Annotated in this window: 15 protein-coding genes; 11 read left to right on the forward strand and 4 right to left on the reverse strand. The window is 64.6% G+C overall.

From position 1 onward, the window contains the following. The first annotated feature begins 74 nt into the window (after positions 1-74). The 9 genes from ACP7B7_RS01770 (at position 75) to ACP7B7_RS01810 (ending at position 21,013) form a co-directional block, all read left to right on the forward strand. On the forward strand, positions 75-1,718 hold the full coding sequence (locus tag ACP7B7_RS01770) for an HD domain-containing phosphohydrolase (RefSeq protein ID WP_426075552.1): 1,644 nt from the start codon (positions 75-77) through the stop codon (positions 1,716-1,718). Further along, positions 1,718-3,967: a CHASE2 domain-containing protein gene (locus ACP7B7_RS01775; protein WP_426075553.1), complete on the forward strand. Its 2,250-nt coding sequence runs from the start codon at positions 1,718-1,720 to the stop codon at positions 3,965-3,967. The genes ACP7B7_RS01770 and ACP7B7_RS01775 overlap by 1 nt, the downstream gene beginning before the upstream one ends. A gap of 116 nt (positions 3,968-4,083) precedes the next feature. After that, positions 4,084-5,670 (forward strand): ShlB/FhaC/HecB family hemolysin secretion/activation protein, encoded by a 1,587-nt coding sequence (locus tag ACP7B7_RS01780; RefSeq protein ID WP_426075554.1) that lies wholly within the window; start codon positions 4,084-4,086, stop codon positions 5,668-5,670. A 20-nt stretch (positions 5,671-5,690) separates the two neighbouring features. Continuing rightward, the gene (locus ACP7B7_RS01785; RefSeq protein WP_426075555.1) at positions 5,691-16,460 is read left to right on the forward strand and encodes a beta strand repeat-containing protein; all 10,770 of its coding nucleotides are present in this window, start codon (positions 5,691-5,693) and stop codon (positions 16,458-16,460) included. Positions 16,461-16,464: 4 nt separating this feature from the next. Further along, complete coding sequence (locus ACP7B7_RS01790) at positions 16,465-17,199, forward strand: FecR family protein (protein ID WP_426075556.1); 735 nt, start codon at positions 16,465-16,467, stop codon at positions 17,197-17,199. 72 nt (positions 17,200-17,271) lie between these two features. Then, positions 17,272-19,656 carry a heavy metal translocating P-type ATPase gene (locus tag ACP7B7_RS01795; RefSeq protein ID WP_426075557.1) on the forward strand — a complete coding sequence of 795 codons (2,385 nt, stop codon included), beginning with the start codon at positions 17,272-17,274 and terminating at the stop codon, positions 19,654-19,656. A gap of 3 nt (positions 19,657-19,659) precedes the next feature. Further along, the gene (gene cueR, locus ACP7B7_RS01800; RefSeq protein WP_426075558.1) at positions 19,660-20,085 is read left to right on the forward strand and encodes a Cu(I)-responsive transcriptional regulator; all 426 of its coding nucleotides are present in this window, start codon (positions 19,660-19,662) and stop codon (positions 20,083-20,085) included. A 98-nt stretch (positions 20,086-20,183) separates the two neighbouring features. Next, positions 20,184-20,399 (forward strand): hypothetical protein, encoded by a 216-nt coding sequence (locus tag ACP7B7_RS01805; protein ID WP_308925169.1) that lies wholly within the window; start codon positions 20,184-20,186, stop codon positions 20,397-20,399. A gap of 11 nt (positions 20,400-20,410) precedes the next feature. Further along, a complete protein-coding gene (locus ACP7B7_RS01810; protein ID WP_426075559.1) occupies positions 20,411-21,013 on the forward strand; it encodes a hypothetical protein in 603 nt (200 codons plus the stop codon). Here ACP7B7_RS01810 and ACP7B7_RS01815 read toward each other — a convergent pair. The 4 genes from ACP7B7_RS01815 to ACP7B7_RS01830 are packed head-to-tail and all read right to left on the reverse strand — an operon-like array spanning position 20,979 to position 25,159. Next, positions 20,979-21,296, reverse strand: a complete 318-nt coding sequence (locus tag ACP7B7_RS01815; protein WP_426075560.1) for a hypothetical protein — start codon at positions 21,294-21,296, stop codon at positions 20,979-20,981. The two genes, ACP7B7_RS01810 and ACP7B7_RS01815, sit on opposite strands and share 35 nt — an antisense overlap. Positions 21,297-21,306: 10 nt before the next feature. Then, positions 21,307-23,823 carry a cbb3-type cytochrome c oxidase subunit I gene (locus ACP7B7_RS01820; protein ID WP_426075561.1) on the reverse strand — a complete coding sequence of 839 codons (2,517 nt, stop codon included), beginning with the start codon at positions 23,821-23,823 and terminating at the stop codon, positions 21,307-21,309. Beyond that, positions 23,820-24,758, reverse strand: coding sequence for a cytochrome c oxidase subunit II (gene coxB, locus ACP7B7_RS01825; RefSeq protein WP_426075562.1), 939 nt, complete (start codon positions 24,756-24,758; stop codon positions 23,820-23,822). Before coxB ends, ACP7B7_RS01820 begins: the two co-directional genes overlap by 4 nt. Then, a complete protein-coding gene (locus tag ACP7B7_RS01830) occupies positions 24,755-25,159 on the reverse strand; it encodes a c-type cytochrome (protein WP_426075563.1) in 405 nt (134 codons plus the stop codon). The genes coxB and ACP7B7_RS01830 overlap by 4 nt, the downstream gene beginning before the upstream one ends. A 118-nt stretch (positions 25,160-25,277) precedes the next feature. On the opposite strand from ACP7B7_RS01830, the gene ACP7B7_RS01835 reads away from it, so the two are divergent. Together ACP7B7_RS01835 and ACP7B7_RS01840 are read left to right on the forward strand one after the other, a co-directional pair. Further along, positions 25,278-26,150 (forward strand): c-type cytochrome, encoded by an 873-nt coding sequence (locus ACP7B7_RS01835; RefSeq protein WP_426075564.1) that lies wholly within the window; start codon positions 25,278-25,280, stop codon positions 26,148-26,150. 30 nt (positions 26,151-26,180) lie between these two features. After that, positions 26,181-26,921 (forward strand): glutathione S-transferase, encoded by a 741-nt coding sequence (locus tag ACP7B7_RS01840; RefSeq protein WP_426075565.1) that lies wholly within the window; start codon positions 26,181-26,183, stop codon positions 26,919-26,921. Position 26,922 lies beyond the last annotated feature (1 nt).

The raw sequence follows: 26,922 nt of genomic DNA on the forward strand, positions 1-26,922 counted from the left end.
GCCTTTTTGTAATGTACAGCCGGCAGCCGGCAACGTTACACTGGCGGTTGTTGCCACTTCCCCAGTCCTCCACCATGCTCCAGCTGCACCCCGAGCAAATTGCCCAGCGGCTCGACCAGCTGACTGAACTGAGCGTCGAACTGGGCCGTGGCGCGGCGGCAGGCATGCTGCACGGCGGCGATATCACGCCCCTGCTCGAACGCATCGTGCTGGTCGCCAAGGACATGACGGGCGCCGATGGCGGCACCTTGTACCGCCCCAGCGCCGATGGCCGCAGCCTGGAATTTCATATCAGTATCAATGACAGCCTGGGGCTGCGCCAGGGCGCCAGCGCCGGCGTGGCGGTCGGCGTGCCGGGCGTGGCGCTGTGGCAGGAAGACGGCGCACCCAATCTGGCGTCGGTGGCGGCGTATGCCGCGCACCGCCGGGTGTCGGTCAATATCGACGATGTGTACCAGTCGGGCGAATTCAATTTCTCGGGCATGCGCGCCTTTGACGGCCATTATGGCTACCGTTCCAGGTCGTTCCTGACGGTACCGATGAGCGACCATGAAGGCGAGCTGATCGGCGTGCTGCAACTGATCAACGCCCAGGATCGCGAGACCGGCGCGGTGCAGGCGTTTTCCGCCACCGACCAGCGCTTTATCGAGGCCCTGGCGGCGCAGGCGGCCGTGGCGCTGACCAATCAATTGCTGCTGCGCCAGCTGGAACAGTTGCTGGAATCCCTGGTCAACCTGATCAATATCGGCATCGATGAAAAGTCGCCCTACACGGGCCGGCACTGCCAGTTCGTGCCCGAGCTGACCATGATGCTGGCCGACGCCGTGCACGCCACCACGCACGGCCCGATGGCCGGTTTCCAGCTGAGCGAGAACGAACGCAAGCAGCTGTGGCTGGCGGGCCTGCTGCACGACTGCGGCAAGATCACCACCCCGGTGCATGTGGTCGACAAGGCCACCAAGCTGGAAACCATCCATGACCGCATCCACCTGGTCGACACGCGCTTCGAAGTGCTGCTGCGCGACGCGGAAATTGCTGCATTGAAGGCGCAACTGGCGTCACCGGCACAGGCTGGCGAGATCGCACTGGTCCTGCGCGAGCAGCAAACCTTGCTGCGCGAGGAGCGCGACTTTTTACGTCACGCCAATATCGGCGGCGAAGGCATGTCGCCGGCGGACCAGGAGCGGGTGCGCGCGATCGCGGCGCGGCGCTGGACCGGCCCCGATGGTGTCGAGCGCGATTTCCTCGAGGCCAATGAGCTGGAAAACCTGACGATTCGTTTCGGCACCCTGACCGATGCCGAGCGCAAGATCATCAACAACCATATTTCGGTATCGATCCGCATGCTCGAAGCGCTGCCCTGGCCCAAGCATTTGCAAAAGGTGCCGGAATACGCGGGCGGCCACCATGAACGCATGGACGGCAAGGGGTATCCGCGTGGCCTCACGCGCGAGCAGATGTCGGTGCCGGCGCGGCTGATGGCGATCGCCGATATCTTCGAGGCGCTGACGGCGCGCGACCGGCCCTATAAAAAGGGCAAGTCGCTGTCCGAGTCGCTGCGCATCCTGGGCCACTTCAGCCTGAACGGCCATATCGATCCCGACCTGTTCGACGTGTTTATCCGCAGCAAGGTGTACCTGGCGTTTGCCCGGCAGCATATGCATCCCGAACAGATCGACGCCGTCGACGAGGCGGCCATTCCCGGTTACGTGCCTTGATGCGCTGGTTTGCGGCACTGAAAAAGCATGGCGCGCGGCTGCTGCTGGGCGCGCTGTTGACGGTGCTGGCCGCCAGCGCCAGCATCGGCCTGTTCGGCGCCGATACCCTTGGCCGGCTGGACGCCATGCTGGGCGACATGCGCATGCGCGTCGAAGCCCCGCAGCTCGACACGCGCATCGTGATCGTCGATATCAACGAAAAAAGCCTGAACCAGATTGGCCGCTTTCCCTGGGGGCGCGACGTGCAGGCGCGCTTGGTGACGCAACTGACGGGCCACTATGGCGTGGCCGCGGTCGGCTTCGATATCTCGTTTCCCGAGCCCGACACCAGTTCCGGCTATGAGGTGCTGGCCGACCTGGCCAAGGGCGAACTGGCCGGCGTGCCGGGCCTGCGCAGCCAGCTCGAACGATTGCGGCCGCAGATGGATTACGACGCCCTGTTTGCCGAGGCCATGCGCGGCCAGCCGGTGGTGCTGGGCTACAGCGTGTCTGACCGGCAAAAGAAAGGCGTGCTGCCCAAGCCTGCTTTTACGGTGAGCGACCTGAACGGACGCACGGTGACGGCGTTTACGGCGCCCGGCTACGAGGCCAACCTGGCCCAGCTGCAACAGGCGGCGCAAGGGGCCGGCATCTTCACGGCCCTGACCGACAGCGACGGCGTGCTGCGCTCGTCGACCCTGCTGCAGCGCATCGGCGACGCGTATTACCCGTCGCTGTCGCTGGCCACGGCCAGCGTGTACCTGAAGGCGCGCGCGATCGCACCGGCGTTCGGCCAGACCACCGACAAGTTGTCCGAGGCCGAGCGCGAGCATGGCGGCCTGGACCACATCGCCGTGTTTACGCCGCGCGGACGCCTCGATATCCCGGTCGGCGAAGCCTTGACCACCACCATCCAGTTTCGCGGCAATGGCGGCCCGGACGGCGGCGCCTTCCGCTATGTGTCGGCCGCCGACGTGCTGATGGGAGCGGTGCCGACGGAGGTGCTGCACGGCGCCATCGTGCTGGTGGGCACCACCGCCGCCGGCCTGAACGATATTCGCGCCACGCCCGTCAATGCCGAGTTTCCCGGCGTGGAAGTGCACGCCAACCTGATCAAATCCATCCTCGACGGCCATTTCAAGTCGCGTCCCGACTATGCGCTCGCGATCGAGTTCGGCCAGGTGGTGCTGGTGGGCTTGCTGCTGGGCTGCGCGCTGGCGCTGGCCACGCCGGCGGCGGCCGTGTTGCTGGCCAGCGCGGCGCTGGCCGGCGCGCTGGGCCTGAACTGGTGGTTGTACCACGGCTTCGACGCGGCGCTCGATGCTGCCGTGCTGCTGCTCCTGATCGCGGCGCTGTTCGTCGCCAACCTGGCCTGGGGGTATTTCTTCGAAGTGCGCAAGGGCAGGGCGCTGGTGTCGCGCTTCGGCCAGTACGTGGCGCCGGAACTGGTGGCGCAGATGGCCGACAATCCCGACCGCTACAGCATGGATGGCGAAAGCCGCGAGCTGACGGTGCTGTTTGCCGACGTGCGCGGCTTTACCGCCATTTCGGAACAGATGACGCCGCAGGAGCTGCGCGTATACATCAACCTCTACCTGACCGCCATGTCGGAAGACATCCGCGACAGCCACGGCGGCACCCTGGACAAATATATCGGCGACGCCGTGATGGCCTTCTGGGGCGCGCCGGTGGCGTTTTCCGATCATGCCAGCCGGGCCGTGGCCAGCGCCCTGCTGATGCAGCGCAGCGCAGCGCGCCTGAACACGGACTTCCAGGCGCGTGGCTGGCCGGCGCTGCAGATCGGCATCGGCATCAATAGCGGCCTGATGCATGTGGGCGACATGGGCTCGCGCATCCGCCGCGCCTATACCGTGATGGGCGACGCCGTCAACCTGGGGGCGCGCCTGGAGGGCATTACCAAGGTGTATGGCGTGGGGATTGCCGTGAGCGAATTCACGCGTGCGCAGGCGCCGCAATTTGCCTACCGCGAACTGGACCGCGTGCGCGTGAAAGGCAAGACCGAACCGGTGGCCATCTACGAGCCGCGCGGCTTGCTGGACGAGGCCGATGCGGTTGAACTGGCGCTGCTGGCGCGCTGGTCGCGCCTGCTGGAACTGTTGCGCGCACGCGACTGGGATGGCGCCGGGGCAATCTTGCTGGAACTGCCAGACGATGGCCTGCGCCGGCTGTACGCCGAGCGGCTGCGCCAGTATCGCGCCACGCCGCCCGGAGCGGACTGGGATGGCGTCACCAGCTTCGAGACAAAATAACCATCGCTAGCACAGAAATATCTGACTGAGAATCAGAATCCGTCTAAACTTTGCCTTCAATCAATTGATGGTCCAGACACGCCTGGCTGGCCATGCAACCACAAGAACTCTCACACATGAATTATCGTCTGGTGCGCCTGCTTGCAGGTTCCGCGCTGTTGTTCTGCGCGGCACGCGCGAACGCCCAAACCCCGGTTGCCGACAGTGCCGTCCCTCTGTTCGATATCGCCAGCTACGAGGTCAGCGGCGACACCTTGCTGGGGCCGCAACTGGTGCAATCGCTGGTGGCGCCGTTTGCCGGCCGGCAGCGCGATTTTGGCGCCATCCAGCAAGCCGTCGAGGCGCTGGAAAACGCCTACCGCGCGCGTGGCTACACCATGGTGCTGGTGGCTTTGCCGGAGCAGGAACTCGATCATGGCGCCGTGCGCCTGGAGGTCATGCAGACGCAGGTCGGCAAGGTGGCCATTACCGGCAACCAGCATGTCGACCAGGCCAATGTGCGGCGAGCCTTGCCGGCCCTGGTCGAAGGGCAGACGCCGAACATGCCGGCGCTGGGGCAAAGTTTGAAGCTGGCCAATGAAAATCCGGCGCGCAAGATGGAAGTCAAGCTGGCCACCGGCGAGGTCGACGGCACGGTCGACGCCAGCATCGCGGTGGCGGACGAACGTGCCTGGAAAGCCACGCTCAACCTCGACAATACCGGCAGCAAGGACTCCGGCAAGACCCACGCCGGCGTGGTGCTGCAGCATGCCAATCTGTGGGGCCGCGATCATGTGGCCAGCCTGCAATACACCACCTCGCTCGAGCACGCCAACCAGGTCGGCGTGTACGGCCTCGGCTACCACGTGCCGCTGTATGCGCTGGGCGATTCGCTGGACTTTTTTGCCAGCTATTCGAACGTCGATTCAGGCAGTGTCGCGGCCGGCATTGTCGACCTGGCCGTCAGCGGCCGCGGCACCACCGCCGGCGCGCGCTACAACCAGAACTTCGGCAAGCGCGACAACTACGAACCGAAACTGGTGTATGGCCTGGATTTCAAGGCCTACCGCAACAGCCTGCAGTTCTTCGGCATGGAGCTGGGCACCGACGTGACGGTGCACCCGGTCAGCATCGCGTATATCGGCGCCTGGAGCTTGCCGCGCGGCGAGGCCAGCGTGGGCCTGACCCTGGCGCGCAATATTCCCGGCGGCAAGAATGGCAGCCAGCAGGATTTCACCCTGGCACGCCTGGGGGCCAAGGCCGGCTACAGCACCTTGCGCTTGAGCGGCAACTATAGCCAGGTGCTGGAAAACGATTGGCAATGGCGCGCGCTGTTCAACGGCCAGTACACGCCCGATGCGCTGGTGCCGGGCGAGCAGTTCGGCGTCGGCGGCGCGGCCACCGTGCGCGGCTTCCTCGAGCGCGAAGTGGCGAACGATAGCGGCGCCAACCTGAACCTGGAACTGTACACGCCGAACTGGTGCGGCGATGGCGGCTACCAGTGCCGCGCGCTGGCGTTTTATGACACGGCCTGGGTGCGCCGCAATCATGCCTTGCCCGGCGAAATCGACAGCATGGCGATCGGTTCAGCCGGCCTGGGCCTGCGCATCCTGCTGAACCGCTACGCCAACCTGCAATTGGACTATGCGCATGTGGTCAATGCCGGCCAGACGGGGCGCCGCGACGCCAACCGCCTGCATTTCAGAGTTGCGCTGTCGTACTGAGCATCAAGGATAACCACATCATGACCAAACAAAAACAATTGCGCACCGTGCCTGCCGGCGGCCCCTTCGAGCCGCCGCTGCGCCGCACCGCGCTCGCCTTGCTGATCGCCGCCTGCTTCAATGCGGCCTACGCCAATCCGGTTTTGCCGCAAGTGGTGCATGGCCAGGCCACGTTCAACCAGCAGGGCAATCTGTTTACGATCACGAACACGCCCAACACCATCATCAACTGGCAGAGTTTTTCGGTCAACCAGGGCGAAATCACGCGCTTTGTCCAGCAAAACGCCGGCAGCAGCGTACTGAACCGCATCACCGGACAAGATCCCAGCAAGATCCTTGGCGCGCTGCAATCGAACGGCAAGGTGTTCCTGATCAATCCGAACGGCGTGCTGTTCGGCCGTGATGCGCGGGTCGACGTGGCGGGCCTGGTGGCGTCCAGCCTGGCGCTGTCGAACCAGGATTTCTTGGCCGGCAAGATGAATTTCAATGCCGGCGACAGGGCCGGCGCCGTCCTCAACCAGGGCACCATCAACGCCGGCAGCGGCGGGCAGATTCTGCTGATCGCGCCGAACGTGGAAAATAGCGGCATCATCACCGCGCCCAACGGCGACGTGCTGCTGGCCGCCGGCCACAGCGTGCAACTGGCCGACGCCGCCAACCCGGACCTGCGCGTGGTGCTGTCGGCCCCTGCGGACCAGGCCATCAATGTGGGCCAGATCGTGGCCCAGGGCGGGCGCATCGGCATGGCCGGCGCGCTGCTGAACCAGCGCGGCGTGCTCAATGCCAACAGCGCGGTGCTCGGCGAGAACGGCAAGATCGTGCTGAAAGCGACCGGCAAGGCGCTGCTGGAAAACGGCAGCGTCACCACCGCGAGCAACACGGCGGGCAAGGGCGGCGAGGTCACGGTGCTGGGCGAGCAGGTCGGCGTGCTGGGCAATGCCCAGGTCGACGCCAGCGGCGCCCTTGGGGGCGGCACGGTGCTGCTGGGTGGCGACTACCAAGGCAAGAATGCTGCCATTCCCAATGCGCGCCAGGTGGCGGTGGACAGCGGCGCCAGCATCAAGGCCGATGCGATCGTCAACGGCGATGGCGGCAAGGTCATCGTCTGGGGCAATGAAACGGCGCGCGTGTACGGCAGTATTTCGGCGCGTGGCGGCGCCGCGTCCGGCAACGGTGGCCTGGTGGAAACCTCGGGCCACTACCTGGACGTCGATGGCATCCGCATCGATACCGGCGCGTCGCGTGGCAAGCGCGGTAACTGGTTGCTCGACCCCTACGATATCGATGTGGTGTCCAGTTCCAGTGGCCAGCTGGAGAACTTCGACCAGTTTGCCGATGGGCCAGCCACTGGCAGCTCGACCATTGGCGCCGGCACCATTTCGTCGGCACAGACTAATGTAACCCTGCAGGCCACGCACCGCATCACGTTTACCAGCGCGATTAATATCGTCAAGTCGGGCGTTGGACTGACGGCCCTGGCCGGCGAGTCCATCGTCGTCAATGCGGCGATCAGCGCGCAGGGTGGCAATATTACGCTGTCGGCCAACGATGCTACCAGCGGCAGCGCCTATGGCCTCGGCTCCGATGTGATCCTGCACGCACCCATCAACACCTATGGCGGCGCGGCTTACCTGTCGGGCGCGAGCATTACCAGCAATGGTTCGGGCTGGGTCAATGTCGGTAATGGCAACCTGACCTTGCGCGCCAGTGACGCGCTTGGTGGCATCAATCTGGGAGGCGGCGGCGACCAGTTGCTTGGCAGCGGCGCCTATGGCCAGTTGGTAACTTTGCAGGCCGATAACATCAGCTTTGGTGGCAGGCTCGTTTTTGGTGGCGCCACCGGCTATGCCGAAGTGATCGCCAAGCCGCTGACCGATGGGCGCCAGGTGTCCGTGGGAAGCAAACCCGGCAATGGCCTGGGCCTGACAAATACCGAGCTGAACCAGATTTCCGCCAATACCGTCACCATCGGTAGCGCGACGGCGGGCAACCTGACCGTCAGTGCGCCGGTCGACCTGGTCAATCTGGCCGAGACCGAAGGTGTGCGCAGCCTGAACCTGCAAACCGGCGGCAACCTGACCGTGTCGAACATGGTGGCCCTGCGCCAGGACGGCAGCAACCTGCGTGCCACGGCCGGCGGCGCCTTGAGCGTGAATACCGGCGGCGGCTTGTACGCGGGCGGCACGGTCAGCCTGGTGGCCGACAACATGACGCTGGGCGGCGCCGCGCAATCGATCTCGACCGCATCGAACGGCACGGTCAACCTGCGGCGCCGCAGCAATGACGGCAGCATCGAAGTGGGCACTAGCGCCGCCGACAGCGGTACCAGCCTGGGCCTGAGCACGGCCGAACTGGGCACCATTGCTGCGCCGACGATTGCGATTGGCAGCAGCGAGTTTTCCGGTACACTCGATGTAAAGGGCGGGCTCGACCTGACAGGCCTGACGACCCTCAATACGCTGGCCTTGAACAGTGGCGGCGGCATCAACCTGAACAGTGCGCTGGCGGTGGCCAAGGACCTGACCCTGTCGGGCGGCTCCATCAATGCCACTGGCGCCGTCAACGTGGGCGGCAACTTCCTGCTCGATCGTGGCAACTGGGAACAGAACGCCGCCAGCCTGCCCGCTTTCTTTGCCAACGGCTTCAGCATTGGCAACGCCACCTTTTTGCGCGCCACCGGCGGCGACGGCAGCGTGGCGGCGCCGTATCAGATTGCCGATGTGTACGGCCTGCAAGGCGTCGGCAAACAGATCAACAACAAGAATTATCTGCTGGCGGGCGATATCGACGCCAGCGGCACCGCCAGCTGGAACGGGGGCGCCGGCTTCACGCCGCTGTTCGGCGGCGACGAATATGCGTACACCGGCATCTTTGACGGCGGCAATCACGGCATCCAGGGCCTGGTCATCAATGGCAGCGCCAATTCATCCTATTTTGGCAGCGGCCTGTTTGCCAGGTTGCAGGGCGGCACCATCCGCAACCTGGCCATGCTGGGCGGCAGCGTCACCGGCGGCAACAATGTCGGTGCGCTGGTGGGCAACAACAGCGAAGGCACGCTCAGCAATGTGAGCAGCAGCATGGCCGTCAGCGGCAACACCAATGTCGGTGGCCTGGTGGGCGCCAATGGCGGGACGATCAGCAATGCCACCGCCACTGGCAATGTGACGGGCCTGGCCGGCGGCATGGGCAACGGCAGTGTCAGCGGTTCATCGATTGGCGGCCTGGTCGGTTCCAACAATAGCGACGGCAGCATCAGCGTGGCGCGCGCCAGTGGCGCCGTCACCGGCCCAGGCGAAAAGATCGGTGGCCTGGTCGGCAATAATGACGGCGCCATTTCGCAGGCCTACGCCACCGGTGGCGTGGGCGGCGGCGCGAATGTCGGCGGCCTGGTCGGACGCAACGGCGGCACCATCGCCGATGCCTATGCCGCCGGCGCCATCGGCCTGGCCAGCAATAGCGACCAGACGCTCACACGCGAGAACGTGGGTGGCGTGATCGGCTGGAGCGTGGCGGGCAGCAGCGCCAGCCGCCTGTATTTTTCCGGCACGGTATCGGGCAATGGCGTCAACTCCGGTACCTTGGGCGCCGTGGTGGGCCGCGCCGATCCTGGCGCAGGCGTGGGGCCGGCCTTCTTCAACTACGAAACCGCCGGTACTTATTTTGACCAGGGCGGCTCCACCGGGCGCAGTACGGCCGACATGAACAAGCAAAGCAGCTTCGGCGGCTTCAATTTCGGCGAGAACGCCGTCTGGCGCATCTACGACGGCTATACCACGCCGATGCTGAAGGCCTTTTTGACGCCGCTCCAGGTCACCGCCAGCGGCGCGGCCAGCCGGGTCTATGACGGCCAGGTGGCCGGCGTTGACACGCTCGGCTATGTCGGCCTGCTCAATGGCGATCTTGGCGCCAGCGGCACCGCCAGCTACGGCAACGCCCTCAATGTCGGCAACTACGCGCTGGGCGGCTTGTGGTCGACCAAGTACGACATCAGCTATGCCGGCACCACCACGCTGGCCATCACGCCGCGCGCCCTGAGCGTGATCCTGGGTGGCAGCAAGGTGTATGACAGCCAGCTGGGGTTTGCCAACGCGACCTTAAGCTTGGGTAACACGGTTAGTGGCGACACCCTGGGCGTGACCGGCAGCGCGCAATTTGTCGACAAGAATGCCGGCACCGCCAAGGCCGTCAATCTCAGCGGCCTGGCCTTGAGCGGCAATGAACTGGGCAATTACAGCCTGGCCGAAACGGCCAGCGGCACGGCCGAGATCAGCCGCGCCAGCCTCAGCCTGGCCAGCGTGAGCGCCGCCAGCAAAGTCTACGATGGCAGTACCGGCGCCAGCCTCAGCGCGACCTTCGAAGGCGTGTTCGGCACCGACCAGGTCCAGCTGTCGGGCGCCTCGGCCAATTTCGTCGACAAGAACGTGGGCGCCGGCAAGGACGTCAACTACAGCGTGGCAGGCGGCAACCTGGGCGGCAGCGACGCGGGCAATTATGTGCTCAATACCAGCACAGGCAAGACCAGCGCCGGCATCACGGCGCGCACGCTCGATCTCGGCTTTACCGGCGTCAACAAGACTTACGATGGCGGCGTGGCGGCGGCCGTGACGCTCACCGATAACCGCGTGGCCGGCGACGTGCTGACGGCAACGGCCACCGGCGCATTTGCCGACAAGAACGCGGGTGCTGGCAAGACCGTGACGGTACAGAACGCCAGCTTGTCCGGTACCGACGCTGCCAACTATACGCTGGGCAATACCGGTGGCACGGCCACGGCCGATATCACGCAGCGCACCCTGGACCTGGCGTTTGCCGGTGTCAACAAGGTATATGACGGCGGCACGACTGCCGTCGTGACAGTCACCGATAACCGTGTGACCGGCGACTTGCTGACGGCAACGGCCAGCGGCGCATTTGCCAACAAGAATGCTGGCGCCAACAAAGCCGTGACGGTGCAGAATGCCAGCTTGTCCGGTACCGATGCAGCCAACTATACGCTGGGCAATACCGGTGGCACCGCCACGGCCGATATCACGCAACGTGCCCTGAACCTGGCGTTTGCCGGTGTCAACAAGGTATATGACGGCGGCACGACTGCTGCCGTGACGGTTACCGATAATCGTGTGACCGGTGATCTGCTGACAGCGTCGGCAACCGGCACGTTTGCCGACAAGAACGCGGGTGCTGGCAAGACGGTGACGGTGCAGAACGCCAGCCTATCTGGTACCGACGCGGCCAACTATGCGCTGGGCAATACCGGTGGCACGGCCACGGCAGATATCACGCAGCGCACTTTGAACCTGGCGTTTGCCGGTGTCAATAAAGTGTATGACGGCGGCACGACTGCTGCCGTGACAGTCACTGATAATCGCGTGACCGGTGACGTGCTGACAGCGTCCGCAACCGGCGCGTTTGCCGACAAGAACGCGGGTGCTGGCAAGACGGTGACGGTGCAGAACGCCAGCTTGTCCGGTCTTGACGCGGCTAACTATACGCTGGGCAATACCGGTGGCACGGCCACGGCAGATATCACGCAGCGCGCTTTGAACCTGGCGTTTGCCGGTGTTAACAAGGTATATGACGGCGCTACCAATGCTGCCGTGACCGTCACCGACAATCGCGTGACCGGTGATGTGCTGACAGCGTCGGCAACAGGCACGTTTGCCGACAAGAACGCGGGTGCTGGCAAGACCGTGACGGTGCAGAATGCCAGCCTGTCCGGCCTTGACGCGGCCAATTATGCGCTGGGCAATACCGGTGGCACGGCCACGGCCGATATCGCGCAGCGCACCCTGAACCTGGCGTTTGCCGGTGTCAACAAGGTATATGACGGCGGCACGACTGCTGCCGTGACGGTTACCGATAATCGTGTGACCGGTGATCTGCTGACAGCGTCGGCAACCGGCACGTTTGCCGACAAGAACGCGGGTGCTGGCAAGACGGTGACGGTGCAGAACGCCAGCCTGTCCGGCCTTGACGCGGCCAACTATGTGCTGGCCAAGACGGACTGTACGGCGACGGCGGCCATCACGCCGCGCGTGCTGACGGCCACTGTAAGCGGCAGCAAGGTCTACGATGGTGGCCTGAATCTGGACGGCGCCAGTTTTGTCCTGGCGAACGTGGTTGCCGGCGAGTCGCTCGCCGCCAGCCTGGGCGCTGGTGGCAGCGTGAAGTTTGACGACAAGAATGCTGGAACTGGCAAACCCGTCAATGCCACCCGCATCAGCCTGGCGGGCAATGAACTGGGTAACTACACGCTGGCGACCACCGCCAGCGGCCTGGCCGATATCACGCCACGGACCCTGACGGCCAGTGTCGGCGGCAGCAAGGTCTACGATGGCAAGCTGAGCTTGAATGGCGCCAGCTTCACGCTGGGCAATGCGGTGGCGGGCGATACGGTCAGTGCCAGCGGCAGCGTGGAGTTCACGGACAAGAATGCCGGCACCGGCAAGAGCGTCAAGGCGACTGGCGTGTCTTTGTCCGGCAGCGACAAGGGCAATTACACGGTGGCCGATACCGCCACCGGCACGGCCGAGATCAGCCGCGCCAGCCTGGCACTGGCCACGGCCAGCGCGGCAGGCAAGGTGTACGACGGCACTGTGGCGGCCAGTCTGAGCGGCACGTTTGACGGTCTGTTCGGCGACGACCAGGTACAGCTGTCGAATGCGGCCGCCAGTTTCGTCGACAAGAATGTGGGAACGCGCAAGATCGTCGACTACAGCGTCACTGGCAGCAATCTCGCCGGCCGTGACGCGGGGAACTATATTCTCGGCGACAGCAAAGGCAGCACCCGTGCCGATATTACGGCGCGCGCGCTCAATCTGGGCTTTGCCGGTGTCAACAAAACCTATGATGGCGGCACGGCGGCCTCAGTGACCATCACCGATGATCGCATCGGCAACGACGTGCTGACAGCCAAGGCCAATGCTGCGTTTGGCGACAAGAATGCGGGTGCGGGGAAAATCGTTACGGTAAAAGATGCCAGCCTGTCCGGCCTTGACGCGGCCAACTATGCGCTGGCCAAGACGGACGGTACGGCGACGGCGGCCATCACGCCGCGCATGCTGACGGCCAGCGTAAGCGGCAGCAAGGTCTACGATGGTGGCCTGAATCTGGACGGCGCCAGTTTTGCCCTGGCGAATGTGGTTGCCGGCGAGTCGCTCGCTGCCAGCCTGGGCGCTGGTGGCAGCGTGAAGTTTGACGACAAGAATGCTGGCACTGGCAAAGCTATCAACGCTACTGGCGTCAACCTGGTGGGCAATGAACTGGGTAACTACACGCTGGCGCCCGCCGCCAGCGGCCTGGCCGATATCACGCCACGTACCTTGACGGCCAGCGTCGGCGGCAGCAAGGTCTACGATGGCAAACTGAGCTTGAATGGCGCCAGCTTCACGCTGGGCAATGCGGTGGCGGGCGATACGGTCAGTGCCAGCGGCAGCGTGAAGTTCACGGACAAGAATGCCGGCAGCGGCAAGAGCGTCAATGCGACTGGCGTGTCGCTGGCCGGCAGCGACAAGGGCAATTACACGTTGGCCGATACCGCCACCGGCTCGGCCGAGATCAGCCGCGCCAGCCTGGCACTGGCCACGGCCAGCGCGGCCGGCAAGGTGTACGACGGCACTGTGGCGGCCAGTCTCAGCGGCACGTTTGACGGTCTGTTCGCCGACGACCAGGTACAGCTGTCGAATGCAGCAGCCAGTTTTGTCGACAAAAATGTGGGAACGCGCAAGGTCGTCGACTACAGCGTCACAGGCAGCAATCTCGCCGGCCGTGACGCGGGGAACTATATTCTCGGCGACAGCAAAGGCAGCACCAGTGCCGATATTACGGCGCGCGTGCTCAATCTGGGCTTTGCCGGTGTCAACAAAACCTATGATGGCGGCACGGCGGCCTCAGTGATCATCACCGATGATCGCATCGGCAACGACGTGCTGACAGCCACGGCCAATGCTGCGTTTGGCGACAAGAATGCGGGTACGGGGAAAATCGTCACGGTAAAAGATGCCAGCCTGTCCGGCGCGGATGCGGCCAACTACACGCTGGCCAATGTCGGCGCCGAGGTCAAGGCCGATATCACCCAGCGTGAATTGAACCTGGGCTTTGCCGGTGTCAACAAGATTTACGATGGCGGCAAGGGCGCTGCCGTGGCGATCAGCGACGACCGTATCGCGAACGACGTGCTGACGGCGACCGCAATTGCTGCGTTTGCCGACAAAAATGCGGGCGCAAACAAGGCCGTGACGATTCAGAACGCCAGCCTGTCCGGTAGCGACGCGGCTAACTATGTGCTGGCCTCGACCACCGGCGCCACCAGCGCCACCATTACCCAGCGCGAACTGGCGCTGGGCTTTGCGGCGGCTGGCAAGATCTACGACGGCAGCACCGCCGCCACGGTGGGCATCACCGACAACCGCGTGGCCGGCGATGTGCTGACGGCGACGGCTACTGGTGCGTTTGCAGACAAGAACGCTGGCAATAACAAAGTCGTGACGGTGCAGAACGCCAGCCTGTCCGGTGTCGATGCCGCCAACTATGTACTGAACTCGACCACCGGCGCGACCAGCGCCACCATCACACAACGCGCGCTGGCGCTGGGCTTCACTGCCGCAGGCAAGACCTATGACGGCAGTACCGCCGCCACAGTTGGCATCACCGACAACCGTATTGCCGGCGACGTGCTGACGGCAACGGCCAGCGGCGCGTTTGCCGACAAGAACGCTGGCACCAACAAGGTCGTGACGGTGCAGAACGCCAGCCTGTCCGGTACCGACGCGGCCAACTATGTATTGAACTCGACCACTGGCGCCACCAGCGCCACCATCACACAACGCGCGCTGGCGCTGGGCTTCACTGCCGCAGGCAAGACCTATGACGGCAGTACCGCCGCCACAGTTGGCATCACCGACAACCGTATTGCCGGCGACGTGCTGACGGCAACGGCCAGCGGCGCGTTTGCCGACAAGAACGCTGGCAGCAACAAAGTCGTGACGGTGCAGAATGCCAGCCTGTCTGGCACCGACGCCAGCAACTACACCTTGGCCTCGACCAGCGGCAGCGCCACCGCCACCATCGCGCAGCGTGCCTTGACCCTGGGCTATACGGGTATCGACAAAGTGTATGACGGTGTGATCGGCGCGCAGGTGACGATCAGCGATAACCGTATCGCCGGTGACGTGCTGACGGCCTCTGCCAGCGCGGCGTTTGCCGACAAGAATGCGGGCAGCGGCAAGGCCGTGGCGGTGCAGGGCGCGACCCTGTCCGGTACGGACGCCGGCAATTACCGGCTCGCCGCCACCGGCGGCGCCACCAGCGCCAGCATTGCGCGGGCGGCATTGACCCTGGCCAGCGTCAGCGCCAGCGACAAGGTGTATGACGGCACGCAAGCGGCCAGTGTCAGCGGCACCGTGGCGGGCGTGATCGGCCAGGATACGGTCAGCCTGGCGGGCGGCAGCGGCACCTTTGCCGACCGCAACTTCGGCACCGGTAAAACCGTGGCGGTGAGCGGCTTCCAGTTGGCAGGTAGCGATGCCGGCAATTACGTCTTGACATCGAACAGCGGCGTGGCCCAGGCCAGCATTGCGCAGCGCGCGCTGTCGACCTGGATTGGCGCGGCCGGCGGCTTGTGGAGCGACTCCGCCAACTGGGAAGGCGGCGTGGCACCTAGCGGCGCCAATGTGCTGGCGGCCGATTTCGCGGCCAGCACCGGCAACGTGGTCTACACGGCGGCGGCCGGCGATACCGTGCTCGACAGCTTGACCTCGCGCGGCGGCCTGAACCTGTCCGGCGGCAGCCTGTCGGTCAATAACGCGTTGACGGTGGCCAACTATGCGCAAAGCGGCGGACTGCTGGGCGGCCTCGGCAACGTGACGGTCGGCAACAGCTTCAGCCAGAGCGCGGGCGCCATCAATATCGGCGGCAACCTGGCCGTGACCCAGGCCGCCGGCGACCTGCGTTTCGCGGCACTGACCGCCAATGCCATCAGCCTGAACGCTGGCGCAGGCGCCATCAGCCAGAGCGGCGCCGTGGTTGCCCGCAGCCTGGCCACGCAATCGCAAACCGGCACCGTGCTGAACGACGCCGGCAACCGCATCAAGACCTTCAGCGCGAGCAATAGCGGCGCCGGCGGCATTGCGCTGACCAATACCAGTGCGCCTGACGTGCTGGTGCTGGGTAGCCTGTCTACCGGTGCGGGCGATGTGCGCATCGAAAGCACGGGTGGCATCGAGAGCCATGCGATCAATGCCAACAGCGGCAATGTGAGCCTGATCGCGCACAGCCCTGTCAATGTGCAGGGCGTCGTCCAAGGCAACGACGTCACCGTCGATGCCAGCACGGACGTGGCCTTCGGCGACGGCGCGCGCGTCAATGCGGCGCGCGCCATCGCGGTCACGGCCGGTACCGGCGTCACCTTTGCCGGCGCCGCCACACTCGATGTGCAAGCGACGGGCGGCATCAACGTGCTGGCGAAAAACGGCGACCTGACCGCCGCCGAGACGGTCCGCATCAACAGCCGCGGCGCGCCCGTGTCGCTGCTGGCGCCGAATGGTCGCGTGACGGTGCCGGCTTCGGTGCTGGTGGCCGGGCCTGTCACCACGCCGGTGTTGCCGCCTGCGGTGATCGTGACCACAAACAACTACGTGCCGGCGATCAGCGAGCAATACAACCCGCTCAACCAGCTCAATACGCCCAACAATGTCACGTCGCCGCTGCTGGCAAGCGCCGCACCGACAGTATCGACGAAGGAAACCAAAGATGATCTGCAGAACAGCATCAAAAAGACCTTTTGCAACTAGGCCCATGCTGATATGCGCCTTGTTGTGGCTGGCGCTGATGAGCGTCAGCCTGCAGGCGATGGCGCAAGTGGCCGGTACGGTCACGCAGCTGAGCGGCCCGCTGATGGCGAAAAAGGCCGATGGCAAGATCAAGGTATTGTCGCTCAAGTCCGAGGTGGAGTCTGGCGACACGCTGGTGACGGAGAAAAACACCTATGCGCTGGTGAAATTCATCGACAGCAGCGAGATCACCCTGAAACCGTCCACCACGTTCGTGGTCGAGCAGTTTGCCTACCAGGCCGACCAGCCCGATGGTGACCGCGCCTCGTTCAACCTGGTCAAGGGCGGCCTGCGTTCGCTGTCGGGTTTGCTCGGCAAGCGCAACAAGGAAAAGTTCTCGCTGAAGACGCCGGTCGCCACCATCGGCATACGCGGCACGTATTTCATTGCTACCTTCGTGCCAGCGCCGACGCCGGGGCAATCGGCGCTGCCACCCGCGCCGGCGGCGGGGGCCACGCCACCCGGTTTGTATGTGCAGGTGCTCGATGGCATGATCCATGTGAGCAATCCCGCCGGTTCGCTCAATGTCGGCGCCGACCAGTTCGGGTTCACGCCGAGCTTCAAGCAGCCCCCCGTGGTTGTGCCGACCAATCCGGGTATTCCGTTTTCGCCACCGCCCATCTTCAACTCGAGCACTGCGCCGGCCGCAGTCAATAGCGATGCTGGCAAGCCGAATGCCGTCGATTGCATCGTGCGCTAATCGGTGCTTGACCTTCCCATCGTTGGATAGCTGATCCTGCAGGCATATATTCTTGTCTACAGGATCCGCGCCATGCAGCCAGCTTCCCCCTATTTGCAATCGTTCACGGTCGAAGGCATGACCTGCGCCTCGTGCGTGGCCCGCGTTGAAAAGGCGCTGGCGGCCGTGCCGGGCGTGACCAGCGCCAGCATCAACCTGGCCACCGATACGGCCAGGGTGGCGTCCAGCCAGAACGTGCCGCTGGCCACCTTGCAGGCGGCGGTGGACAAGGCCGGCTATGCGTTGGCCAGCACGGACATCGACCTGAAAGTGGCCGACATGACGTGCGCCTCGTGCGTGGGAAGGGTGGAAAAAGCATTATTGAAAGTGCCGGGTGTCCTGGCCGCCAGCGTCAACCTGGCTACCGAAAGCGCGCGCGTGACGGTCAGCGGCGTCGAGGCGTCCACGCTGGTGGCGGCGGTCACCGCTGCCGGCTATGCGGCCAGCGTGCCGCTGCAGGGCGAGGTCGGGGCACCAGCGCCATCGCATGACGGGATCAAGGTGGTCTTTGCCGGTCTGCTGGCCTTGCCTTTGATGCTGCCGATGCTGCTGGAGTGGGCCGGCATCCACCTGATGCTGCCGGGCGCTCTGCAATTCGCGCTGGCCACGCCGGTGCAGTTTTACCTGGGCGCGCGTTTCTACAAGGCGGGCTGGAAGGCGGTCAAGGCGGGCAGTGGCAATATGGATCTGCTGGTGGCGCTCGGTACCAGCGCCGCGTATGGCTTGTCGGTCTATCAGTGGCTCACAGCCGAGGAGATGTTGCCGCACCTGTATTTCGAAGCGTCGGCCGTGGTGATCACCCTGGTGCTGCTGGGCAAATGGCTGGAAGGGCGCGCCAAGCGGCAGACGGCTTCGGCGATCCGGGCCTTGCAAGTGTTGCGGCCGGCCTCGGCGCGCGTGCGCCGCGACGGCGTGGAGAGCGATGTGCCGGTGGAACTGGTCAGGCTGGGCGACCTGGCGGTGATACGGCCCGGCGAGCGGGTCGCCGTCGATGGCGTGGTGGTGGACGGCGCCAGCCAGGTCAACGAGTCGCTGATCACCGGTGAAAGCCTGCCGGTCGACAAGCATGTGGGCGACCAGGTCACCGGCGGCGCCATCAATGGTGACGGCTTGCTGCTGGTCAGGACGACCGCAGTCGGCGCGGAGACCACCTTGTCGCGCATTATCCGCCTGGTGGAAGACGCGCAGGCCGCCAAGGCGCCGATCCAGCACCTGGTCGACAAGGTCAGCGCCATTTTTGTTCCCGTGGTGCTGGGGCTGGCGCTGCTGACCTTGCTCGGTTGGTGGTTCACCAATGGCGACCTGGAAACCGCCATCATCAATGCCGTCGCCGTGCTGGTGATCGCCTGCCCGTGCGCGCTGGGCTTGGCTACGCCGACCGCCATCATGGCCGGCACCGGCGTGGCGGCACGTTACGGCATCCTGATCAAGGACGCCGAAGCGCTGGAGGTGGCGCATGCCGTCACGACTGTCGTGTTCGACAAGACGGGTACTTTGACGCTGGGCAAGCCGGTGCTGGCCGCACTGCATGCGCATGGCGTGGACGAGGAGCGACTCCTGCTGCTGGCGGCCAGCATACAGTCGGGCAGCGAACACAGCCTGGCCAAGGCCGTGCTGGAGGCGGCCGGCGCGCGCGGCATCGTGGCCTTGCCGGCGAGCGGACTGTCGGCCCTGCCGGGCCGGGGCCTGGCGGCGCAGGTCGATGGCATGGCGCTGAAACTGGGCAGCACGCGGCTGATGCAGGAGGAGGGCGTGGACATGGCGCCGCTGGCCAGCCAGGCGCAGGCGCTGGAAGCTGCCGGCAACACGATTTCCTGGCTGTCTGCCGGCACGCAATTGCTGGGATTGTTCGCCTTTAGCGACCAGGTCAAGCCCGGCGCCCGCGAGGCGATCGCCCGGCTGCACGCGCTGGGCATCGCCACCGTCATGCTGACGGGCGACAACCAGGGTAGCGCCGAGGCGGTCGGCAAGCAGCTGGGTATCGACACGGTGGTGGCCAAAATGCTGCCGGCCGATAAAACCGCTAGAATCATGGAGCTGAAAGCGGCCGGTGCCAAGGTCGCCATGGTGGGCGACGGCATCAACGATGCGCCCGCGCTGGCGGCGGCCGATGTCGGTATCGCCATGGCTACCGGTACCGACGTGGCCATGCATGCGGCCGGCATTACCCTGATGCGCGGCGATCCGGCCCTGGTGGCGGACGCCATCGACATCTCGCGCCGCAGCTACAGCAAGATACGGCAGAACCTGTTCTGGGCATTTATCTATAACCTGATCGGCATTCCGCTGGCCGCGTTCGGCTTGCTGAACCCCATGGTGGCGGGCGCGGCGATGGCGTTCAGCTCGGTCAGCGTGATCAGCAATGCCTTGCTGCTGCGGCGCTGGAAGGCGCGCGGCGCGCATCACCAAGAGGAGTAAGCAATGAATATCGGCCAGGCGGCAAGCGAGACCGGGGTCTCGGCAAAAATGATACGGTATTACGAAAGCATTACGCTGTTGAAACCCAGCGCACGCAGCGATGCCGGCTACCGCATTTACACCTCGCAAGACCTGCATGCACTGCACTTCATCAAGCGCTCGCGCAACCTGGGCTTTTCGCTGGAACAGATCCGCGAACTGCTGTCGCTGTGGCAAAACGACCAGCGCGCCAGCGCTGACGTGAAAACCATCGCCCTGGCCCATGTGGCCGACCTGAACCAGCGCATTGCCGAACTGACCGACATGCGCGATACCCTCAGTCAACTGGCCGGTTCCTGCCATGGCGACGACCAGCCCGATTGCCCGATCTTGCAGAATCTGGGGCTGGCGATGGGGGAAGGCGGAACCGGCAAAGCATGTTGTGGTTAATGTCAAACTTCCTGCTCAAAACCTGCGCCGTAACGGATGTATAATTTGCAGGCGCCGTTAGACGGCGAGTTCATTTGAATTTGACAGGAGCCGATAGCATGAGTGCAAAATCAGCTTTCTCGCGCAGCGACGTGGCTGCCATCATGATCCGGATGTCGAACGGCCATCCTGGCGCGGAGTTTCCCGCTTCAAGCTTGTCGCATGCGCCTGCCTCCCCCGTCGCCGCCAAGATCATGCGTGAAATAGGGGTGTCGCGTGAAAAGATGCGTCAGGCGTATGGCTATGCCAAGAGCGTGGTGTTGGCCCAAAAATAGGATTGTTGGCGGTGGCCTACAATACCATTTATGAAAAACTGACGGCTGACCCAAACGATCTGGTCGGTGCGTTTGCCTACATCATCTACAAGCAGCAAAAAGTCGACTATTTCAAGTCTTTTGGCGGGCGCGAGCTGCGTCGTGAAGAAGTGGAGAGTTTCCATGCCATTGCCGCCCTGGATACGTCCATTGCCGCATATCGCACACAGGGCGAGGCGCTGGCGCAAACCTTCCTTAACGCCAGTCTTGATGAACTGGTGGAACGCACCGAAGCCGCTACGCGCAAAGATACCCTACACCGGCAAATTGATACGGTTCATGCCGGCTTGGCCGCCAGGCTGGCTGCCATCAGTGAAAGCCTCAATGCCAGACGCACATTGTCGGGTTGGGCGTGCGATGTCGCCGGCAATCTGCTGGTCAATCTGGTGTCGATTTTCGTGCTGGGTGCGCTGCTATTGGGTTACCGGTTCAGCGGCGAGTTACAGCAAAGCGCGGAAAAGAAGGTCGGCGTCAACGCACCCGGTGTGGATCAAGGCAGCCAAGGAAGAGCCGTTGCACCAGGCGGTGCAGCAAAGAGCGTCAATACCGGAGCAGCACCAGCGGAAGACAGGTAAGCAGCACGCCAATCATACCCAGCACCGCGCAGGCCGCGCTGGCCCAGTCCAGCATGCTGATGGCGCCACCCGCATGCAAGCGTCGCACTGCGCGCCAGCACAGCACTGTCAGTAACGCCAGCGCCAGCAGCGAGGCGATTCCCACCGTCCACGACAGCGACGCCTGGCCGAAGCGACCCTGCTCGGCCGCCACAATATAGCAAAAGAAAAAGTGCACGCCCCACACCAGCAGCGGCAGCGACGGTTGCAGCAGTTGACGGAGCAAATGGTTTTGTGCGCGCATGCAATTTTCCTTAGCCCATCAATGACGGCATCAAGTGCACGATGGCAATCCCGATAATGCCCTGCAGCGCCGTGCCGTGCCACAGCAGGCTGCAGTTGTCGAGCGTGACGCGGTGGCTTGGCAGCAGGCGGTTGGCCCACGAACGGGCGCACAAAAATCCCGCCACCAGCACCAGGATCACGATATGAAAACCCTGGTAGGCCAGCAATGCCGCCACGGTGGCGGCCCAGGCGCTGGTGGTTGGCGACAGTCCCGCCAGCGCCTGGCTATGCCAGGCCAGGCCGAAGCCGGCCAAGGCGCAGGCCAGCGCCAGCAGCACGGCCAGGCGCAGCAGTCCTTGCCTGTTGCTTAACTGCATTTTGCGCGCCAACAGCATCATGATCGATCCCAAAATCAACAGCGCGCAGGCGGCCCATGGCCACAGCGGCGCCGGCAACCTGGCGCCCGGCGGGGGGCAGATCTGCAGCGCCATCGCGCTATGGATATGCGCAAACGCAAACGCGGCAAAGATGTTGGCGTCGACCACCAGCATGATGATGGTGGCGCACCAGGAGTGGGATGCCGGGCCGGTGATGCCGACCGGCAGCACAACGGTGTCCGATACCCGCGCCGTCGTCATGGGCGGGGTGCTGTCGGATTGCCACATCCAGGCAAGGATGGCCACGATGGCGGCAATCCCGCACGCCCACGCCAGCAGGGTTTGTTCTATCGTCAGCAGCAGGAAGAAGCCGGCCGTGCCCAGCGCGCCGACCAGCGGCCATGCGCTGTCGCCGGGCAAGATCTGCAGGTACAAGGGGCGCGCCTGGATCGGGCTGGTGATAATCGTTTCGCGCAAGCCCGTGACGGTGCCGGGCAGCCAGTGTTGGCCGGCCACCACTTCCTCGGGCAGGTTGGGCTGGTCCCACAGCGGGTGGCGCGAGCCGATATCGGGGATGCTGCGCACGGCGTAGTCTTCCATCGGCAGCCATTCGAGGGTGGCGGCGCGCCACGGGTTGCCGTGTTCCTGCTGTGGTTTGCGCAGGGTACGCACCAGGTCGATAAAGAACAGCACGATGCCCAGCGCCAGCACCAGCGCGCCGATGCTCGACGCCATATTCAGATTGTTCCAGCCCATGTCGGCCGGATAGGTGTAGACACGGCGCGGCATGCCCCACAGACCCGTCAGGTGCATCGGAAAAAACGCCAGGTTGAAGCCGCCGAACATCAGGCCGAAGACCCAGCGCGCGCAGCGCTCGGACAGGCGATGGCCGTTGACCAGCGGCAGCCAGTAATAAAAACCGGCAAACATCGGAAACACCATGCCGCCGATCAGCACGTAGTGCAGATGCGCCACGATGAAATAGGTGTCGTGCGCCTGCCAGTCGAACGGCAGCACGGCCACCATCACGCCCGTCAATCCGCCGAGCACGAAGATGAACATAAAGCCGAGCAGGAACAGGGTAGGGGCGTTGGCAGGACTGGCCTGGCCGCGCCACAAGGTGGCGATCCAGGCAAACACCTGCACGGCGGTCGGGATCGCCACGGCCATGCTGGCGGCCGACACCAGGCTCATTTCCAGCACGCCCAGGCCCGCCGTGAACATATGGTGGGCCCACAGCGCAAAGCTGAAAAAGCCCACCGCCAGCAGGGCCGCCACGATCGAGCGGTGACCGACCAGGGCCGTGCCGGCCAGCGTCGGGATCATGGTCGAGACCATGCCGGCGGCCGGCAGGAAAATGATATACACCTCGGGATGGCCGAAGAACCAGAACAGGTGCTGCCACAGCAGCGGATCGCCACCGCGCTCGACAATGAAGAAGGGCCAGTCGAAGGCCCGTTCCATTTCCAGCAAGGTGGTGCCGGCGATTACGGCGGGAAAGGCAAATACGATCATCACGCCGACCACCAGCATGGCCCAGGCATACACCGGCATTTTCGACAGGGTCATGCCCGGCGCACGCGTATAGAGGATGCCGACGATCAGTTCGATCGCGCCGGCAATCGCCGAGATCTCGATAAAGCCGATGCCCAGCAGCCAGAAGTCGGCGTTCAGGCCCGGCGAATACTCCTTGCCCGTCAGTGGCGGATACATGAACCAGCCGCCGTCGGGTGCCAGGCCCCAGAACAGGCTGGTAAAGAACCCCAGGCCACCGACCGCATAGGCCCAGAAGGCATAGGCAGACAGGCGCGGAAACGGCAGATCACGCGCACCGAGCATGCCGGGCAACAAATACACGGCGATCGCCTCGACCACGGGAATGGCGAACAAGAACATCATCACCGTGCCGTGCATGGTGAAGATCTGGTTATAGGTGCCGGCCGACAGGAAATCATTTTCCGGCACCGCCAGCTGCAGCCGTATCAGCAGGCCCAGGATGCCGGCCAGCACGAAGAACAGCAGCGCCGTGCCGATATACAGCAGGCCGATATTGTTGTTATTGACGGTCGTAAAGAAGCGCCAGCCGGTCGGCGTGCGCCAGATGGCTTCCAGCTTGGCCAGTTCGTCCGGTGAACGCGGCAGGGAGCTTGGCAATGCGGAGTGTGTCATTGCAGTTGCTCCAGGTAAGCGGTGAGGGCGGCCAGGGTCGCACTGTCGAGGTCGCCGGCGGCCGGCATGCGCACGCCGGGCTTGCTGGCATGCGGATCGGCGATCCAGCCGGCCATGGCGCCGGGGCTGTTGCGCAAGGTGCCGGCGCCCAGATACAAACGGCTGCCAATATGGGTCAGGTCCGGTCCCAGTTGCGCCTTGTCCTCCACGCCGCGCACCGTGTGGCAGGCCACGCAGCGCCGGGCGACAAACGCATCGCGCCCGCGCAGCGCCAGCGCGCCGGAGGGCGTCGCGGCCGGCCTGGCCTGGTTGGCCAGCCAGGTGCTGAATTCTTCGGGCGTTTGCACCACCACATGCAGCGCCATGCGCGCATGCTGTTCGCCGCAGTATTCGGCGCACTGTCCGCGGTACATGCCGGGCTGGTCGGCGCGTACTGTCATGCCGTGCAGGCGACCCGGCAGCATGTCGACCTTGCCGGCCAGCGCCGGCACCCAGAAGCTGTGGATCACGTCGGTACTGGTCAGACCCAGGTAGACGCTTTGCCCGGCCGGCAGGCGGATTTCATTGGCCAGCACGATATCGCGTCTGCTGGCCGGGTCGGTGTAGCGCACTTCCCACCACCACATCCTGGCGGTGACCGCGATCTTGACCGCGTGCTGCGACGACGGGCGCGTCAGGTGGGCGCTGCGCAAGGTGCTCCAGGCCAGGAGCGCCGTCAGCACCACCAGCGGCAGCACCACGCCGCCACCGACCAGCCAGCGCAGCGGCCGCACCGCCGCGCCTGGTTTTTTGCGGCGCAGCGCCAGCGCCAGCAGCACCATCATGCCCAGCAGGATCACGCTGGCGCCGATGATCAGCAGCCACGACAGATTGTGGATGATGGCCGCGTCGGGACCGGCAGGATGCAACGCCGATTGCCAGAACTGCGCGCTCATGGCAGGCCATACAAATAGGCGGCCATGTCGCGCGCCTGGTCGGTGGACACGCCCATGGCCGGCATCAGGGTGCCTGGCTGCATGGCTTGCGGATCGACGATCCAGCGCACCAGTGTTTCGGGCTGGTTCGGAAACTGGCCGGCGATATAGCTCTGCTTGCCCATATTGGCCAGGCTGGGGCCCATGTAACTGCGCGCGGCCGGCACGTCGGGAATCTGGTGGCAGGCGCCGCACTGGAACTGCGCCAGCAGGCGCTGGCCCCGTTCGGCATTGCCGAGGAGCGTGGCGGGAGCGGGAGGCGCCGGCATGTCGCGCGTATCGCAGGCGCTGGCCAGCAAGGCGCAGCCCAGCAGGCAGGCCAGGCGGGCGGTCGGTCGACAGTCGTTAAAGGGCTTGCGCACGATTGCTTCCTGCTGAAACTGGGTGAATCTTTATACTACGATAAAGCTATTATTTCCTTGCGTTCAATAGAAGTGCCGGCGCAGCAAGCCGGCCGCCACTGTCAAAGGAGCCACCCTGATGCCTACGCGCCGCGCGACCATCGTTCGCACCATCGCCGCCACCTTGCTGGTGTGCGGCGCAGCAGGTGCGCTGGCCGGCGTGTTCGTGCTGAAAAGCGGCTGGTACAACATCGGCGCCACCAAGCAGCACTGGCAACCCGTGTACAGCGTGCTCGAGCAGGGCATGCACGAATCGGTGCGCCACCATGCCGGCGAGGTGAAGGTGCCCGAGCCCCTGGCCGCTGGTGCTGCCAAAGCGCAACTGGTGGCCGGTGCCGGCCTGTACCGCCAGCATTGCGCGCAGTGCCATGGCGCGCCGGGCGTGGCGCAGGAGGCCATCGGCCAGAGCATGCAGCCGATCCCGGGGCCGCTGGTCGACGCCGCCAGGCGCTGGCGCAAGAACGAGCTGTACTGGATCACGCGGCACGGCATCAAGATGAGCGGCATGCCGGCCTGGGGCCATCATCTGGATGAAGAGCAACTGTGGGCGGTGGTGGCGTTCCTGGGCCAGCTGCCGGCCATGTCGACACAGGATTATGCAAAACTCGCGACAGTATCCGCGCCGCTGAACGACAAGCCGCAGACCACGCATGGCCGCGCGCCGAATCCGTCCACCAGCATCGAACGGGGCAAGGTCGCGCTGACGCAGTTCGCCTGCCAGGCCTGCCACATGATCCCCGGCATTACCGGTTCGGAAGTATATGTCGGCCCGCCCCTGGACAAGCTGGCGCAGCGGCGCTACCTGGCCGGGCGCCTGGCCAATACCGATGCCCATCTGCAGCAGTGGATACGCGATCCGCAGTCCGTGAAACCGCAGACGGCCATGCCGAAGCTGGGCGTGGGCGCCGACGACGCGCGCGACATGGCGGCCTACCTGCTGAGCCTTGATTAATTGTGTTTTGCCACCCTAGAGAGGTCATCCATGAGCGCACCGTATCTGCTGTATTACTGGCCCACCATCCAGGGCCGCGGCGAATTCGTCCGCCTGGCGCTGGAAGAAGCGGGCGCCGACTACCAGGACGTGGCGCGCCTGCCCGAGCGCAAGGGCAAGCGGCAGGGCATGAGCGCCCTGCTGGCCTGCCTCGATGGCGATGCCACGGCGCAGGTGGCGTATGCGCCGCCGGTGCTGGGCCATGGCGAGCTGCTGCTCGCGCAGACGCCGAATATTTTGTTTTACCTGGGCAAGCAGCTGGGCCTGGCGCCGCGCGCCGAGGCCGGCCGGCTGTGGCTGAACCAGTTGCAGCTGACCATGGCCGACTGGCTGACGGAAGTGCACGACACGCATCATCCCTTGTCGATGGGCCAGTATTATGAAGACCAGGCGGCCGCCGCCGCCTTGCGTTCGGCAGATTTCCGTGCAACGCGCCTGCCGAAATTCCTCGATTATTTCACCCAGGTGCTGGCCAATAACGGCAGCCGGGGCAGCTTCCTGGTCGGCGCCAAACTGACGTATGGCGACCTGTCGCTGTTCCAGATGATGGCTGGCCTGCGCTATGCCTTTCCGCAGGCCATGGAACGGCTGGCGCCGCGCTACCCGGCGTTGTCCGACTTGCACGACAGCGTGGCGGCGCGGCCCAATATTGCCCGTTACCTCAAGTCCAAAAGGCGGCTGCCGTTCAGCGAGGAAGGGATCTTCCGGCATTATCCGGAACTCGATGGCTGAG

The sequence above is a fragment of the Janthinobacterium sp. PSPC3-1 genome, from assembly GCF_049896105.1.
Lineage (GTDB): Bacteria > Pseudomonadota > Gammaproteobacteria > Burkholderiales > Burkholderiaceae_D > Janthinobacterium.